Source organism: Paenibacillus sp. 10L310 (genome assembly GCF_056395745.1).
Genome location: NZ_JBFTKC010000001.1, coordinates 656727 through 673525 on the forward strand (window position 1 = coordinate 656727; position 16799 = coordinate 673525).

At 45.4% G+C, this 16799-nt stretch carries 13 protein-coding genes; 12 read left to right on the forward strand and 1 reads right to left on the reverse strand.

Features of this window, described 5'->3' with window-relative positions; translation table 11 throughout:
- Nucleotides 1-340: 340 nt before the first annotated feature.
- The 4 genes from citZ to AC1DE7_RS03330 all read left to right on the forward strand — a co-directional run bounded on the left by citZ (nucleotide 341) and on the right by AC1DE7_RS03330 (nucleotide 4411).
- Nucleotides 341-1453, forward strand: a complete 1113-nt coding sequence (gene citZ, locus AC1DE7_RS03315) for a citrate synthase (RefSeq protein ID WP_017689488.1) — start codon at nucleotides 341-343, stop codon at nucleotides 1451-1453.
- Nucleotides 1454-1600: 147 nt separating this feature from the next.
- Nucleotides 1601-2893, forward strand: a complete 1293-nt coding sequence (gene icd, locus AC1DE7_RS03320; protein ID WP_036609828.1) for an NADP-dependent isocitrate dehydrogenase — start codon at nucleotides 1601-1603, stop codon at nucleotides 2891-2893.
- A 15-nt stretch (nucleotides 2894-2908) separates the two neighbouring features.
- Complete coding sequence (mdh, locus tag AC1DE7_RS03325; RefSeq protein WP_036609827.1) at nucleotides 2909-3850, forward strand: malate dehydrogenase; 942 nt, start codon at nucleotides 2909-2911, stop codon at nucleotides 3848-3850.
- Between the two features lie 135 nt (nucleotides 3851-3985).
- Nucleotides 3986-4411 (forward strand): hypothetical protein, encoded by a 426-nt coding sequence (locus AC1DE7_RS03330; RefSeq protein ID WP_017689485.1) that lies wholly within the window; start codon nucleotides 3986-3988, stop codon nucleotides 4409-4411.
- Nucleotides 4412-4677: 266 nt separating this feature from the next.
- Here the strand turns inward: AC1DE7_RS03330 and AC1DE7_RS03335 are convergent, their stop codons facing one another.
- Nucleotides 4678-6237 carry a histidine kinase N-terminal 7TM domain-containing diguanylate cyclase gene (locus AC1DE7_RS03335; protein WP_477533727.1) on the reverse strand — a complete coding sequence of 520 codons (1560 nt, stop codon included), beginning with the start codon at nucleotides 6235-6237 and terminating at the stop codon, nucleotides 4678-4680.
- A gap of 390 nt (nucleotides 6238-6627) precedes the next feature.
- On the opposite strand from AC1DE7_RS03335, the gene AC1DE7_RS03340 reads away from it, so the two are divergent.
- The 8 genes from AC1DE7_RS03340 (at nucleotide 6628) to polA (ending at nucleotide 16772) form a co-directional block, all read left to right on the forward strand.
- Nucleotides 6628-7500, forward strand: a complete 873-nt coding sequence (locus AC1DE7_RS03340; RefSeq protein WP_047842322.1) for an SDR family oxidoreductase — start codon at nucleotides 6628-6630, stop codon at nucleotides 7498-7500.
- A 292-nt stretch (nucleotides 7501-7792) separates the two neighbouring features.
- Complete coding sequence (locus tag AC1DE7_RS03345) at nucleotides 7793-8140, forward strand: cupin domain-containing protein (RefSeq protein ID WP_477533728.1); 348 nt, start codon at nucleotides 7793-7795, stop codon at nucleotides 8138-8140.
- Nucleotides 8141-8183: 43 nt separating this feature from the next.
- Complete coding sequence (gene pnpS, locus AC1DE7_RS03350) at nucleotides 8184-10004, forward strand: two-component system histidine kinase PnpS (RefSeq protein WP_036609824.1); 1821 nt, start codon at nucleotides 8184-8186, stop codon at nucleotides 10002-10004.
- Nucleotides 10005-10120: 116 nt separating this feature from the next.
- Complete coding sequence (locus AC1DE7_RS03355) at nucleotides 10121-10849, forward strand: response regulator transcription factor (RefSeq protein ID WP_036609823.1); 729 nt, start codon at nucleotides 10121-10123, stop codon at nucleotides 10847-10849.
- 152 nt (nucleotides 10850-11001) lie between these two features.
- Nucleotides 11002-12177 (forward strand): methyl-accepting chemotaxis protein, encoded by a 1176-nt coding sequence (locus AC1DE7_RS03360; RefSeq protein WP_477533729.1) that lies wholly within the window; start codon nucleotides 11002-11004, stop codon nucleotides 12175-12177.
- Nucleotides 12178-12406: 229 nt separating this feature from the next.
- Complete coding sequence (gene pstB, locus AC1DE7_RS03365; protein ID WP_036609821.1) at nucleotides 12407-13162, forward strand: phosphate ABC transporter ATP-binding protein PstB; 756 nt, start codon at nucleotides 12407-12409, stop codon at nucleotides 13160-13162.
- 63 nt (nucleotides 13163-13225) lie between these two features.
- Nucleotides 13226-13885 (forward strand): phosphate signaling complex protein PhoU, encoded by a 660-nt coding sequence (gene phoU / locus AC1DE7_RS03370; RefSeq protein WP_101313351.1) that lies wholly within the window; start codon nucleotides 13226-13228, stop codon nucleotides 13883-13885.
- 232 nt (nucleotides 13886-14117) lie between these two features.
- Nucleotides 14118-16772, forward strand: coding sequence for a DNA polymerase I (gene polA, locus AC1DE7_RS03375; protein WP_211081064.1), 2655 nt, complete (start codon nucleotides 14118-14120; stop codon nucleotides 16770-16772).
- The last annotated feature ends 27 nt before the right edge of the window (nucleotides 16773-16799 follow it).

Here is a 16799-nt window from a genome sequence, read left to right on the forward strand (position 1 = left end):
CCTTAGTATTACAGAATATAGCAATAGAAAGTTCTCATACGACAGGATTGGTTAAAAAACATTAAATGTCAACCTTGTTTTTGTAAAGGCTTTCAAAAATGCTTTATCGGACCGATAAAGAAGTTTGATGTGCGAATGAACTCTCATCATGTTCACATAAACGACAAAATCCAGTATGATGTTATAAGTAAATACCGATTGACAGATAGGAAAACCGTAGTTTGAAATATTTGTTAATTTTAAAATGAAAATGTTTACAAAAAGAGAATAGGTGCATTTTGGCACTTATATGACACTCTGGAATGGTTCCTGATTTCGCTTATTAAAGGAGAGATGTAATATGACAGCTACCAAAGGTCTGGAAGGCATCGTTGCGACAACCTCTTCGATCAGTTCTATTGTAGACGGTGTGCTCACATACCGTGGTTACGATATCGACGATTTGGCTGAACATGCCAGCTTTGAAGAAGTTGCCTATTTGTTGTGGTTTGGTAAATTGCCAACAACGGATGAACTGAAATCCCTTCGTAAAAGCCTGAGCGATTACGCGCCGATTCCGAGCGAGTTGATTGCACAAATCCAATTGTATCCGAAAAACGTCAGTACCATGGCAGCACTTCGTTCCGCTGTCTCTGCACTTGCACTGTACGACGAGCAAGCGGATGAGATGACAACGGAAGCGAATGAGAACAAAGCGGTTAAGTTGCAAGCACAGTTGCCAACGATTGTGGCAGCCATCGCCCGTATCCGTCAGGGCAAAGAACCTGTGGCACCAAAAGAAGGCGCTTCCATCGCAGAGAACTTTTTATATATGATGACTGGTGAAGAACCATCCGAGACCGCAGTGAAAGCATTGGATCAAGCCCTTGTCCTGCATGCGGATCACGAGTTAAACGCTTCGACATTTGCAGCCCGTGTAACGGTTGCGACGCTGTCAGATATCTATTCCGGTGTAACTTCCGCCATTGGCGCACTGAAGGGACCACTGCATGGCGGTGCTAATGAAGCCGTTATGAAAATGTTGAATGAGATCGGTACGCCTGATCGTCTTGAAGCGGCAATTCAGGAAAAACTGAATAATCGTGAAAAGATCATGGGTTTTGGACATCGTGTGTACAAAAACGGTGATCCACGCGCCAAACATCTACAGAAGATGTCCAAGGAACTTGGCGAGATGAACAATGATACGCGTTTGTATGATATGTCTGTGAAGATCGAGGAACTGGTAACAGGACAAAAAGGACTGAAGCCTAACGTAGACTTCTATTCTGCTTCTGTATATACCCAACTGGAGATCGAACAGGAATTGTTCACTCCGATCTTTGCCATCAGCCGGGTGTCTGGATGGACAGCGCATATTCTGGAACAGCTTGCGGACAATCGCATCATTCGTCCACGTGCGGAGTACACTGGCCCTACAGAACAGAAATACGTTTCTATTGAACTTCGCTAATAGCCGCAAAAACAGTATAATAATATGGACGAGGTGAAGGGTTGGAAAGCAGAGGCTTTACTGGCTTAAGCTCTCAGGACCCTTCTCTCAACAAGACTAGTGGTATGATGAATACTGCATATACGAAACTTAGGAGGAATTTTAACTATGAAATTAGAAAAATTTGCTCACCCAACTGAAGGCGAAAAAATCCAAATTGATAACGGTACACTTCAAGTACCTAGTAATCCAATCATTCCATTTATCGAAGGTGACGGTACAGGCCGTGATATCTGGAAAGCTTCCAAACGTGTATTGGATGCAGCTGTTGAAAAAGCTTATGATGGCAACAAAAAAATCGCATGGTATGAAGTGTTTGCTGGACAAAAAGCATTCGATACATACGGTGAGTGGTTGCCAAATGATACACTGGAAGCCATTCGTGAGTATATCGTAGCGATCAAAGGACCATTGACTACGCCAATCGGTGGTGGTATTCGTTCCCTGAACGTAGCCCTGCGTCAAGAGCTTGACCTGTACACATGCCTGCGTCCTGTTCGTTATTTCGACGGTGTACCTTCTCCGGTTAAACGTCCTGAGTTGGTAGACATGGTCATTTTCCGTGAGAATACGGAAGATATCTATGCAGGAATCGAGTATGCTGAAGGTTCTGAAGAAGTGAAAAAAGTGATCCAGTTCCTTCAACAGGAGATGGGTGCTAACAAAATCCGTTTCCCTGAGACTTCCGGTATTGGTATCAAACCAGTTTCTTCCGAAGGTTCGAAACGTCTGGTACGTGCAGCAGTGCAGTATGCAATTGACCATAACCGTAAGACGGTTACACTGGTACACAAAGGTAATATCATGAAATTCACAGAAGGTGCCTTCAAAAACTGGGGATATGAAGTGGCTGAAGAAGAGTTCGCTGACAAAGTATTCACATGGGCACAATACGACATCATCAAAGAAAACGAAGGTACAGATGCAGCGAATGCAGCACAAAAAGCTGCTGAAGATGCTGGTAAAATCATCGTAAAAGATGCGATTGCCGATATCGCTCTGCAACAAGTATTGACTCGTCCAGGCGAATTTGATGTTATCGCAACATTGAACCTGAACGGTGACTATCTGTCCGATGCACTTGCAGCGCAAGTTGGCGGAATTGGTATCGCTCCTGGAGCGAACATCAACTACGTAACAGGACATGCTATCTTCGAAGCAACTCACGGTACTGCACCTAAATACGCGGACAAAGATGTCGTGAACCCTGGTTCCGTTATTCTGTCCGGAGTAATGTTGCTTGAGCACTTGGGATGGCAAGAAGCAGCTAACCTGATCTACAAAGGTATGGAAACATCCATTAACAATAAAACAGTAACGTATGACTTTGCACGTCTGATGGACGGCGCTACTGAAGTGAAATGTTCTGAATTCGCGGATCAAATCATTAAAAACCTGTAAGGGGAGATGTGAATCTTGACTATTCAGCGCAAAAAAATCACAGTAGTCGGCGCCGGTTTTACCGGTGCTACGACCGCATTAATGCTTGCCCAAAAAGAACTCGGGGATGTTGTGCTGGTTGATATTCCTCAACTGGAGAACCCGACGAAGGGGAAAGCACTCGATATGATGGAAGCAAGTCCTGTTCAAGGATTTGACAGTCATATCGTCGGTACTTCCAACTACGAAGATACTGCAGGTTCTGAGATTGTAATCATCACCGCTGGTATCGCCCGTAAACCGGGTATGAGCCGCGACGATCTGGTCAATACGAATGCGGGTATCGTGAAGTCCGTTTGTGAAAATGTGAAAAAATATTGCCCTGATTCCATCGTCATTATTCTAAGCAACCCGGTGGATGCGATGACTTATGCAGCTTATCAGACCCTTGGTTTTCCTAAAAACCGTGTTATCGGTCAGTCAGGTGTTCTGGATACAGCACGTTATTGTACCTTCATTGCGCAAGAGTTGAATGTATCTGTTGAAGATGTTCGTGGATTCGTTCTTGGCGGCCACGGAGACGACATGGTGCCACTCGTTCGTTATTCGAGTGTAGGTGGTATTCCGATCGATACGTTGATTCCGGCAGACCGCATTGAGTCCATTGTTCAACGCACACGTGTTGGCGGAGGCGAGATTGTGAATTTGCTGGGTAACGGCAGTGCCTATTATGCACCAGCAGCTTCGCTTGTTCAGATGACCGAAGCGATTTTGAAGGACAAGAAACGTATCATTCCAGTGATCGCTTATCTTGAAGGTGAATATGGCTATAATGATCTGTTCCTCGGTGTACCAACCATTTTGGGTGGTAATGGCATTGAGAAAATATTCGAACTTGACCTGACAGCGGAAGAAAAAGCAGGATTGGACAAATCTGCTGATTCGGTTCGCAACGTCATTTCGGTAGTAAACCTGTAAGTTTGAAAACTTTTTGAACAGAAGCTAAAAGAAAACCTCCGGTAAACCCGGAGGTTTTCTTTTCTTTGGATAAGTTCCCCAGTATAATGGGATGTGATGTATAGCACACCGAAAATGTTGAGGAGGATGAAAATTTTGACAATGATTATGTATTTGCTCCATATTGTTGGAGCACTGGCGATGGGATTCTATTTGATTCTGCCATTTGTGGTCGGTAAAATCCGTACTTTGAATGCCGCAGCACAAGAGGGAGCCTTTGCATCACTTCGTTCTTTGAACAAAGTCGCGCAGTATGGACTTGTAATCCAACTTCTTACTGGTGGTTACCTGATGACCAAAGGTGAGTATTCTCATGTCTGGATGGCTGTCGTTGTTGTTCTGCTCTTGGCTATTGCGGCTATTGGAGGAATTATGGGTAAACCGCTGCGACTCGCTGCAGAAGGTGTGAAAAACAAACGTGATGTGGGTCCTGAGCAAAGCAAGATCCGTATGTTCAGTACACTTCTGGCTGTATTCTTGCTAATCATGGTGTACCTGATGGTGAATAATCAGGTGATCTAAATGCGTTGCGGACGGTTAATCCACCTTATGAAGATGTATTGTTAGTTGTTGGTTAAGCGTTTGCAGACGTACTTAGGACAAGCCGGATGAGATGTAAGATGGTGTTTCGTTGAAACAAACAAAAAATAGACAGCCTCATTGGCTGTCTATTTTTTGTTATTACCAAGATGAAATCAGCAGTACTCGGTTTATTTTGAACTGGAACTAGAGGGAATCACTACCATACATAACAGCATGCATATTCCATCAGACGCGATCTACATTGGTTAGGTTGTACTCACAGTGTACGCACGCACTGCATTTCGACCATTACGCTTGGATTCGTACAAGGCTGTATCAGCGTCGCGTAACAAGGACTCCAGCGAATCTGACCCTCCATTGTACTGGGCAATACCAAAGCTTGAGGTCAGCGTAATAGGCACTCCCTTAACATCCAGGGGGTCATTCAATAAGACAACTCTCAGTTGTTCGGCAAGTTTCTCGGCTTCTTGAAGCGAGGTATTCGGAAGAGCGATGACAAACTCTTCGCCTCCATATCGGGCAAACAACATCTCAGGGCTTAAATATCGATTACAAACAGAGACCACATGAATGATGGCCTGATCGCCAACATCATGCCCGTATGTATCGTTGATGCGTTTAAAGTAATCAATATCAAATAAAATGAATGAAACAGGTTGCGGGTTAAGCTGAGCTTCACTCAAAATCTCTCGACCTCTATGCAAAAATTGAGTGCGATTATAGATTTTGGTCAGACCATCAAAATAAGCCAACTGTTTCAGCTGTTCTTGCAAGAAGCGTTGTTCCGTTATATCAATTAACATAATTAGACTGCCCACAGTCTGTGCATCCTTGTTATATACGTAAGATGTCCTGACCTGATAACAGACGGTCTCTCCGTTTAACTGCCAGTACAGATCAGTTTGCAATCCTTCTCTTCCGTATTCAACGGGAAATGTCTTTCCAGCAAGATTAAGCCAGATATCATCCAAGGGTTGGCCAATCATGGTTGTATTAAGCTCTGGCAACATGTCACGCAGAGATCTGTTGTAATCGACCAGTCGATTGAAACTATCCAGTACAATTACACCTTCACGCATGCTCTCGAAAATACTGTCTTTGGCGATGGGTACGATGGTCAGTAGACGTGAGGATAGAATGGCCCAGATATACATAGCAGATGTGATACACATGAGCACGGGGACGGGGTCCATCCCTCCGGGGGTCAAACCAAGCAAATACAGAAAAGCTGCGACCATAGGAATAATCTGTGAAGTAATGAGAGTAAGTAATTGACGACGATACATCTTCTTGGTGTGTCTCCATTGTCCAATCAGAATAAGGCAGGCACATAACAGACAGGAGAAGGTGAATGCACCATGTACAACATACCATTGACCCACTGCGATATCCATCAGAGGAACGGGACTATCTTCTCTTAGCCATACTTTTTTATAAAATAGATGATGAAAGTCATTGGTTGCAACCATACCTAGGGTAATGGAAGGGATTACAAACAGCGCGGCAGTTACCTTTTTGGATAACGTTTTTCCTGTGTACTTTATCATCAACATGAGGCCAAGAGATGCGGAGAAGGGCATGCCTATATACTCCACGGTGGTCCAAAACATCATCTGTTCCAGCGTGTTGCTGGCTAGCTCAATCGCATAACCAAAAGTATATATGGAGAGTGCTGCTGTGTAGAGAATGAATATTTTGGAACTGGGAATCTCGGATCTTCTGAAATAGGTATATAAACACAAAAAGACATTCAGCACGGCTGAAGTAGCGACGAGTGTTATATATGAATTAATATGCGATTCCATTGTCAGGTCTCCATGTTAGGTTAGAATGATTAAACCAATAAAGATGAGAGTTAAAGCACATCAGTATACTGTACATTGTACATCAGCCCAAGCAGCATAGGAATACACTTTGTATCATGAAACAGTCTAATTTCGAATAAATTTCGAATTTTTGGCCAAACAGGCATTGAAGCAAATTGGTTGTTTGATATCTAAAGAGAGTGGTAAATAACGATTAGAGACAGCACGCTGAGGCTTAAGTTGCTGTTCATCGCAGAAGAATAATCTGAACTGTTCATGCCATCCTACAGAATGAGACTTTTTCAGAGAACGAAAGACAAGGAAGTATACAGTTAGGGTCCATGTCTTCTGTAATCCAAACATGTTCACATTTTGAGAGGAGAATGTTAGATGTCAACCAACACACAACAAAATCAAAAAACAATGCCAGCACAGCATCAGGATCAACGCCCCGGTATTGAATCGGAGATGCATCCCAGACCGGAATTTGAGAAGCCTGAATACAAGGCAGCAGGTAAACTGACGGGTAAGGTGGCCCTTATTACAGGGGGTGACAGCGGAATTGGACGTGCTGTTGCTGTTACCTATGCCAAGGAAGGCGCGGATGTCGCCATTGTATACCTGAGCGAGCACGAAGATGCCAAGGAAACGAAGCGTCAGGTCGAACAAGAAGGACGCAAGTGCATCTTGATTGCAGGTGACATTGGTGATGATGCCTTTGCGAAGAAGTCGGTTCAGCAGACAGTAGATGAACTGGGCAAACTGGACATTGTCGTGAATAACGCAGCAGAACAGCATCCACAGCAGAATCTGGAGGATATTACGCCAGAACAGTTGGAGCGTACATTCCGTACCAATATTTTTGGCATGTTCTATGTGACGCAAGCAGCCCTGCCACATCTGAAGAAGGGCAGTACGATTATAAATACAACCTCTATCACAGCTTATCGCGGAAGCCCAACCCTGCTTGACTATTCATCTACCAAAGGAGCAATCACTTCGTTCACTCGTTCATTATCGATGAATGTGATTGAGAAGGGAATTCGTGTCAATGCCGTTGCACCAGGGCCGATCTGGACACCACTCATTCCATCCACATTTGATGAGAAAAAAGTAAGTGAGTTCGGCGCAACGCAGCCAATGAAGCGGCCAGGACAACCGGATGAACTGGCTCCCGCTTACGTATACCTTGCTTCGGATGACTCTTCGTATGTAAGCGGACAGGTGATGCATGTGAATGGTGGCGAAGTGGTGAACGGATAATACGTTAAGAACGTTTAGATTCAGGATAAGATTGATTATATAGAGAGGCGTATCGCTTTCAGCATGGCTGAGCGGTGCGTCTTTTTTATATCAGGTGAATATGTATGTCAAAGATGCGGATATCACCTGTTTACAAAAGTCGGCATCTCTGTTGATACAACTATGATATTTTATTATTAGCCTTGTCTCACTGCAGTTGATAGCGTATTGCAAAGTACTGACTGAAAAGATTGGGAGTCCCCTAATCTGTGATATGATAGATCGAGCAATTATACTCGGAGGGACAAGTCATATGAAAATGAGCAAACAGAATGCGGCGCATTATATATGGGGTGGGAATTGCGATGGTTGGCACCTTGTTCAAAACGAAAAATTGAGCATCATTCATGAACGAATGCCTGCAGGAACGGCTGAAATACGACATTATCATTCGGTAAGCCGTCAGTTTTTTTTCATCCTCAGCGGTGAAGCATGTATGGAACTTAATGGAGAGACGTTTGTGCTGGAAACCCATGAAGGAATAGAGATTGCACCCGGAATGCCGCATCAGATGATGAATCGGAGCGACGAAGAAGTGGAGTTTCTTGTAATTTCCAATCCGGGTACCCGTGGGGACCGAATTGAACTGGATTCAATGTAGAGCAATTCATTAGATATTAATCTGATCATAAAGGAAGAGATAGATGAGACCGTTCCGAATTCGCCTTGCCATCATTATGATGGTGCTGATCGGTGTATCCGTCATTGTGGCTGGATATACGATGGGCAGAGTGTTTAAGACTACGCATATAGCCGCATTGGAGCAAACCATGGTGCGCGAGATTAATTTGCTCAAAGCAACTTTTCCATTCCATGATGCAAGTGATCCAACCTCGGAAGCCACACGAAAGTATTATTCAGATCGGGCGCTGGAACTGGATCGTCTGACGGATTCCCGGGTAACCTTCATCAATAAAGACGGCATGGTCATTGGGGATTCCGAGAGTGATCCGGCCTCCATGGATAATCACTTGAACCGTGAGGAGATTAAGGGTGCCGTCGGAGATGGATATGGCCAATCCATACGTTACAGTGAGACATTGGGACAAGACATGCTATATGTAGCACTACCTGTGAATTCGGATCAAAGTGACATGATTGAAATACCTAGCGGCAAATTTGATGGTTACATTCGTCTTTCCATGAGTCTACAGGCTGTGGATCAAGGACTTCAGCGTGGTTGGATGATTATGTTTGCTGCACTTGGGCTATTGTTCTTAATTGTCGCGTTTGTCAGTTATCGGGTTGCACGTGGATTAACCTCCCCGATTGAGCATATTACAAAAGTGGCCCATCGGATCACCAAGCTGGAATACGATGCCAGAGTTGATGTAACGCGTAGAGATGAGATCGGACAGCTGGGGCTTGCCATAAACGGAATGGCAGACAGCTTGCAGTCCCAACTGAAGACGATTCGTGACAATGAAGCGTTGTTACAGAGTGTCCTCGCGAACATGACCGGAGGTATTGTCATGATCGACGCAGGGCAATCCATTGCACTGGTCAATCGGGAAGCGGAGCGTATGCTTGGTATTCAGGCAGGAAAGGTTACGGGTAAGCCTTATACTGAATTGAAAAGACACTACGAATTAACACGTACCATTGAAGAGAGTGTTGCACTGAAAGAACGGATGCATGAAGAAGTAAGTGTGTTCAACCCGGAGGAAAAACTGATCCGTATTGATGGAGTACCGATGTCCGAAGATGATGGTGGATATCGAGGCATGTTGTTCCTGTTGCAGGACGTGACGGCGATTCGCCGATTGGAGTCCATGCGCAGTGAGTTTGTTGCAAATGTCTCTCATGAGCTCAAGACACCAGTCGCTGCGGTCAAAGGGTTTGCCGAAACGTTGCTCAGCGGCGGGGTACAGGATAAGGAGACAGAGCGATCATTCCTGAAAATCATCTATGATGAAGGAGATAGACTTAACCGATTAATCGGGGATATTCTGGAGTTATCCAAAATTGAATCGAAACGCGCACCGCTGCAATGCTCACCTGTGCATGTACACTCTTTCTTCGAAATGGTGCTGGGCACCTTGTCCAAGGTGGCGGAGAAAAAGCAAATTCGTCTGGAAATGCATGTTCCGGAGGAACTGTACATTGAAGCGGATGAGGACAAGATGAAGCAGATATTCATCAATTTGTTATCCAACGGAATCAATTATACCCCCGATGGTGGGCGAGTGAAGTTACAGGTGACGATGGATAACGATGATGAGGTTGTCTTTGCGGTGTCAGATACAGGAATTGGCATACCGAAAAAAGATTTGCCAAGAATCTTCGAACGGTTTTATCGTGTTGATAAAGGCAGATCCCGTAATTCAGGGGGCACAGGCCTTGGACTATCCATCGTTAAACATCTGGTGGAACTGCATCATGGCAAATTGTCTGTAGAGAGTGAGCTGGGCATGGGGACAACGTTCCGTGTGATCCTTCCTTTCATTCAGGAAGAAGAGATGTAGGCGTCTAGTATCAAAATGTAAAAAGTGTGTATTGTTTTACACCGCGTTAACAAATTAGTGCTATGATAGAAAAAGTGTTGTGGCAACAGACAACCTATGAAGAGAGAAGGGGTATCATGGCACAGCGTTTACTAGTTATTGAAGATGAACCTACATTATCAAGATTACTCACGTATAACCTGACACAGGAAGGTTATGACGTTACGGCAGAGGATCACGGATCTGCAGGATATGATCGGGCCTTGTCCCAGGAATTTGATCTCATTTTGCTGGATTTGATGCTTCCGGGCATGAATGGTCTGGACATTCTGAGCAAGTTAAGAATACAGGGTGTTAGTACACCGGTTATCATTCTGACGGCCAAGAACGGTGAAGCCGAGGTTGTACAGGGACTGAAATCAGGTGCCGATGATTATATTACCAAACCGTTTGGTGTATCTGAGTTATTAGCCCGAGTGGATGCGGTATTAAGACGTTATTCCAATGGTGAAGATTTACCACAGCTTGAGGACAAAGATGGTTCACGAATTATTCTGGGCGAGCTGGAGATTTATCCTCTGAAATATGAAGTGACACTGGGTGGACAATCCATCAGTCTGCGACCGAAAGAGTTCGAAGTACTGCTATATTTGGCCAAAAAGCCGGGTGTGGTACTGACAAGGGATGATCTGATGAACGCTGTGTGGGGCTTCGATTATATCGGAGGTCAACGAACCGTGGACGTTCACGTCAGTTCATTACGTAAAAAGCTGGAGCTGGACCCGGAATCGGTTCACATTGATTCCATTCGTGGTGTAGGTTATAAATTGGTTGTCAAAAGAAAAACTCCCCATCATTCAAGTTAGCAATGATCGGGGAGTTTTATTTTACGTTCATTTAACATAAAGGAAGATTTTTCTTTACGTAGAGGGAGTAGCATGGACTTATCTGAGTGATACTTTGTACCTACATAACCCACCTCAAGACGGAGGTATTACGTAAAGGAGATTGCGCATTTATGCCCATGTTGCTCGAAGTGAAACCTGACCAGCCTCATGTTGTTTTACATAATGAAGAATTAACTACACTCATAATGGAGCAAACTGAAGTAGCACTAGTTGCTGAAGAATCTGTGATCCATTTGCATGACTATTATCGTCAGGTACCTGTCGCAGGGGTCCATACGACCTGTGGAGAAGCAGCGACGATGATGAATCAGGATCACCCATGTATTGTATTGTGTGATGAGCAGATGAAACCTACCGGATTGTTAATGCGAGAGACGTTATATCGGATGTTAAATGGCCGTTTTGCCGCAGATCTATTCTACCGTAAGCCGGTCATACAAGTAGTGAATACATCTCCGGTCATAGCAGATATTCATATGGAAGCCTCAACGATTATTGATATCGCACTTGGACGGGATGAACAGCATTTCTACGATTGTCTGCTGGTTACGGACCAAGGCAGACTGCTTGGTGTGCTGACGATGCGTGACGTAATGTCGTTATCTCGCAGATTACAACAGGCTGTTACGGAAGAGCGCATACGTACAGTAACCGAGAGCAGACAGGAGATATCCAGAATCAATAATGCGGTCACCAAGCTGGTGAATGCAGCGAATCAGACCGTTCATGAGGCCCGTGAGATCATGGCATTGTCCAAGCAGGGCGAAGAGAGTTTGAAGCACGTTGATGCTTCCTATAACCGGGTACATCAGCATATGGAAAGTCAAGGTCAACATGCGGATCACATGCTGAATTCGATCAAAACAGGCTCAGGCATGGCACAATCCATTCGCTCCCTGGCAGATCAAAGTGGTCTCCTCGCCCTGAATGCTTCCATTGAAGCAGCTCATGCCGGTGAATATGGACGAGGTTTTCAGATTGTTGCAGGCGAGATTCGAGCGCTCGCAAAACAGACCCGTGAAGTTGCGGGGAACATGTCTTCATTGCTAGAGAATATTGGTGGATTGACCCTTCAGACTGTTGAACTGGTTAAGGCAAGCGGAGCGGAGATTGACGACAGTTCGGTGCATGTCACCGCAGGGGGAGCAACGTTCCGACAACTGAACAGTGCGGTGAGAGATTTGTCTCGTATAGCAGAGGAGATCGCCATGGAAGGCGGGAAAGCTGGAGAAGTTGCAGAGCACATTCGTACGAAGCTGGATGAGATGGTTTCGAATGGAGAGTAAACTATAAGGTAGTCAATAAAGCAGGCATCAGCAATCAGATTGATCCATCAAGCAGATCATGAAGGTTAAGGATGTCTTTTTTACATTCCGTTAACATGAAAGTGATACTGTTTTTACAATGAAAGGGTAGGATATTAAAGATGGCCGAGCAGCGATGAAAGATTATCAGTATCGGTCTCAACGTAAAGGGAGTTTCCGTGTCCCTGCAGCGAAGGAGAAGTGAACATCCATGAAGGACCTCATTCACATTGAAAATCTTAATTTATATTATGATACGCATCACGCGCTTAAAAATATATCGATGGATCTGCCGGAAAAAACCGTTACTGCGTTCATCGGGCCGTCAGGTTGTGGTAAATCGACATTGCTTCGCACGTTAAACCGGATGAATGACATGATTCCGGGTGTTCGTGTGGAAGGACAGGTTATGCTGAACGGCTCCGATATCTACAGTAATGAGATTGAAGTGGAGACACTGCGCAAACGAGTTGGCATGGTGTTCCAACAACCGAATCCTTTTCCAAAATCCATATACGATAACGTGGCTTATGGACCGCGCTTGCACGGGGTAACCCAAAAGGCTGAACTGGATCAGTTGGTGGAACAAAGTCTTGTCCATGCTGCCCTATGGGATGAAGTAAAGGATGTATTGAAAAAGTCGGCACTTAGTTTGTCCGGCGGACAACAACAGCGTCTCTGTATTGCACGGGCGCTGGCTGTACAGCCTGACGTTCTACTGATGGATGAAGCAACGTCTGCACTCGACCCAATCTCCACATTGAAGATTGAGGAGCTAGTGAAAGAATTGCATCACAAGTACACGATCGTTATGGTTACCCACAATATGCACCAAGCGGCACGGGTATCTGGACGCACGGTATTTTTCCTGAATGGTGAAGTGGTGGAGGCAGCTGATACGGAGACGTTATTCTCCACACCGCAAGATTCCCGGACCGAGGATTATATATCTGGAAGGTTCGGTTAAGCGAGCTGAATTGGAATGATCCCGGCATACCCGGAGATGATGGATAAGGAGGACATGAAATCTATGATTCGCAGAAAAGAATTTGATCAGGAGCTTGAAGAGCTACGTACCTTGCTCAAACAAATGGGTGAACATGTAGGAGCAGCATTGGATGGTGCTATTGAGAGTTTACAAACGATGAACGCGGAGAAAGCTCAGGTCATCATCAAGAATGATGCGAATCTGAATGCCCTTGAAGACAAAATTATGGAACTTGGCTCCAAACTGATCATCACACAACAGCCGGTGGCAAAGGATCTCAGACGTATTATCGTGGCATTCAAAATCTCCAGTGATCTGGAGCGTATGGGAGATCTTGCGCTCGATGTGGCGAAGGTAACACTCCGGATGGATGGACAGAAGCTGATTAAACCTCTGGTGGATATCCCGCAAATGGCAGAAATCGTGAAATCCATGGTCGATGAATCCATCGAATCTTTCCTGAAAGAAAACACAGACCTGGCCTACAAAATGGCTCAGACAGACGATCAGGTCGATCAACTGTACAGCCACATGATCAGTGATCTCTACACGTTAATGACAGAGCATCCGAATCAGGCTTCACAGGCTATGCTGCTGATGATGGTTGGGCGTTACATTGAACGTATTGGTGATCATGCAACCAACATTGGTGAGAGCACGGTATACCTGGTGACAGGTAAACGTCCGGATCTGAATCAATAGAAGAGCATTGCTTTGGAATTGGGAATCAGTACTGATTAAGTAATGCAATCATATGAATGGAAAAGGACTTTCTCTCAGGTAGGCTGTGTACAGCTGTCTGTGGAGAAGGTTCTTTTTTGTGATTAAATGTGAAGTGAAAGAGGCTATTCTTTTTGATGTGACAGGTGGGTATGGTATCATGAGAGTAGATGTAATTTGAAGAGGTTGACCATATAATACGCGAGGTGCTGGAATGGACAAGTTTATTCTCATAGATGGAAATAGCATTATTTACAGGGCGTTTTTTGCAATGCCGCCTCTGACCAACTCGAAAGGTCTGCATACCAATGCGGTATATGGCTTCACTACGATGCTACTGAGATTGCTTGAAGAGCATAAGCCTACACATGTCATGGTTGCATTTGATGCAGGCAAAATCACGTTCCGCCACGAAGGGTATCAGGAATACAAGGGTGGACGGGAGAAAACACCACCAGAGTTGTCAGAGCAATTCCCTTTGCTCAAAGAACTGCTGAAAGGACTTGGCATTGCTCAGTTTGAGCTAGCTGGATTTGAAGCGGATGACATCATCGGAACGTTAACCAAACGGGCAGATGAAGCGGGCAGACAGGTACTCGTTGTATCGGGTGACAAAGATATGCTGCAGCTTGCTTCCGAACATGTACATATCGGGCTGACGCGCAAAGGGGTAACCGATATTGAGCTGTATGATCCTGCTCAGATTAAGGAACGTTATGGTCTGACGCCGCTGCAAATCATTGATCTCAAGGGTCTGATGGGCGATGCGTCCGATAACATTCCGGGGATTCCCGGGGTTGGAGAGAAAACAGCGTTGAAACTGCTGCACCAGTTCGGATCGGTAGAGGATGTGCTGAACGGCACTAGTGAGCTGAAAGGCAAGATGAAAGAAAAGATCGAGGCCCATGCCGAAGATGCCCGGATGAGCAAACAACTCGCGACGATTCACCGGGAAGTTCCGCTGGAGCAGACGTGGGAGGATATGCAATTCGCTGGATTAAAAGAAGAAAATGCGGGCCCTGCATTGGCCAAGCTGGAATTCAAATCCTTGCTCGAACGCCTGTCGTTCAGTGGCAGCATCGGTTCTGAACAGGAAGCGGTCCCTGCTGCCGAGGTGGAGTCTTCCATTGCAACAGAGGACAACATCAGTGAGCTGTTCAGTTCCCTCGATTCCATTGATGTACTCCACGTGGAGACACATGGGGATAACCCGCACCAAGCGAAATTGATTGGACTTGCTGTAGGTTCCGCTGGAACATATACGTTCATATCTCCGGAATTGCTTCATTCCGAAGCTGCCGCTCCAGTGCGGGCATGGCTTGGTAATTCAGACCAGCCAAAGCGCGGTTATGATCTTCATCGTGTAGATCTGGCCCTGCATGCACATGGCATTGAATTCGCTGGTGCGTCATTTGATGTACAGCTGGCGGCGTATTTGCTTGATCCAACCGAATCCAACCAGACGATTAGTGGACTCACGACCAAGTATGGTCTGCCTTCACTTGTGGAGGATGACACGGTTATGGGCAAAGGTGCCAAGTACAAGGTACCGGAAGTGGAGATCTTGGGTGATTTCCTGTGCCGCAAAGCTGCCGCAGTAGCAGCCATTATTCCACTTCAGGAGCAAGTGCTGGAAACCGATGAGATGAATTCACTGTTCCATGAACTGGAGATGCCGTTGTCACGCATATTGGCGGACATGGAGAAACAGGGCATCAAGGCCAATACAGCCGATCTACAGGCTTTGGGCAGTGAGTTTGAAGAACAGATCAGCAGGTTGATGGCTGAGATTTACAAACTGTCAGGAACGGAATTTAATCTGAATTCACCAAAGCAACTGGGTGAGATTTTATTTGATAGACTGGGCTTGCCAGTGGTGAAGAAAACAAAAACGGGTTATTCCACAGATGCTGAAGTATTGGAGAAATTGGCTCCTTATAATGATGTGGTCAAGCATATTCTGCAATATCGTCAGCTTGCCAAGCTGCAATCCACTTATGTGGAAGGATTGCTCAAAGAGATATCCAATCGGGATGGCAAGGTGCATACGTATTATCGTCAGACCATTGCTGCTACCGGACGACTTAGCAGTCAATTCCCGAACTTGCAGAACATTCCGATTCGGATGGAAGAAGGTCGCAAAATCCGGAAGGTATTTGTTCCTTCCGAACCTGGATGGTCCATTTTGGCAGCAGATTATTCCCAGATTGAACTGCGTGTACTGGCCCACATTTCGGACGATGAGCGCTTGAAGGAAGCATTTGTCAATGATATGGATATTCATACAAAGACCGCTTCGGATGTATTCGGCGTGAAGCCTGAGGATGTGGATGGGGATATGCGTCGTTCCGCCAAGGCAGTTAACTTTGGTATCGTGTATGGAATAAGTGATTATGGTTTATCACAGAACCTGCATATTACACGTAAAGAGGCTGCGCAGTTTATTGATCAGTATTTTGAAGTGTTCCAGGGTGTCCGCCGATACATGGATGACATTGTGAAGGAAGCTCGTCAGGATGGTTACGTCAAAACGCTGTTGGAACGTCGTCGCTACCTGCCAGAGATTAATGCCAGTAACTTCAATCTGCGTTCCTTCGCAGAGCGTACGGCGATGAATACACCGATTCAGGGAACAGCGGCAGATATCATCAAGCTGGCCATGGTACAGATGGATGAAGCGCTGCGGGAACGCAAGTTGAAGAGCCGTATGTTGCTTCAGGTGCACGATGAACTTGTATTCGAAGTGCCTGCCGATGAATTGGAATTGATGAAGGAATTAGTGCCTTCTGTCATGGAAAAAGCATTGGAACTGTCGGTTCCGCTGAAAGCCGAAGTCAGCTTTGGTGATAACTGGTACGAAGCGAAATAAATCAAGTGCCGCGCGTTTTTTCCGGTA

Coding starts and splice junctions, on each gene's coding strand:
- AC1DE7_RS03360 (WP_477533729.1), top strand. CDS start 11,002: ATGCCCATGTTGCTCGAAGTGAAACCTGACCAGCCTCATGTTGTTTTA.
- AC1DE7_RS03340 (WP_047842322.1), top strand. CDS start 6,628: ATGTCAACCAACACACAACAAAATCAAAAAACAATGCCAGCACAGCAT.
- phoU (WP_101313351.1), top strand. CDS start 13,226: ATGATTCGCAGAAAAGAATTTGATCAGGAGCTTGAAGAGCTACGTACC.
- AC1DE7_RS03355 (WP_036609823.1), top strand. CDS start 10,121: ATGGCACAGCGTTTACTAGTTATTGAAGATGAACCTACATTATCAAGA.
- polA (WP_211081064.1), top strand. CDS start 14,118: ATGGACAAGTTTATTCTCATAGATGGAAATAGCATTATTTACAGGGCG.
- AC1DE7_RS03335 (WP_477533727.1), bottom strand. CDS start 6,237: ATGGAATCGCATATTAATTCATATATAACACTCGTCGCTACTTCAGCC.
- AC1DE7_RS03345 (WP_477533728.1), top strand. CDS start 7,793: ATGAAAATGAGCAAACAGAATGCGGCGCATTATATATGGGGTGGGAAT.
- pstB (WP_036609821.1), top strand. CDS start 12,407: ATGAAGGACCTCATTCACATTGAAAATCTTAATTTATATTATGATACG.
- icd (WP_036609828.1), top strand. CDS start 1,601: ATGAAATTAGAAAAATTTGCTCACCCAACTGAAGGCGAAAAAATCCAA.
- pnpS (WP_036609824.1), top strand. CDS start 8,184: ATGAGACCGTTCCGAATTCGCCTTGCCATCATTATGATGGTGCTGATC.
- citZ (WP_017689488.1), top strand. CDS start 341: ATGACAGCTACCAAAGGTCTGGAAGGCATCGTTGCGACAACCTCTTCG.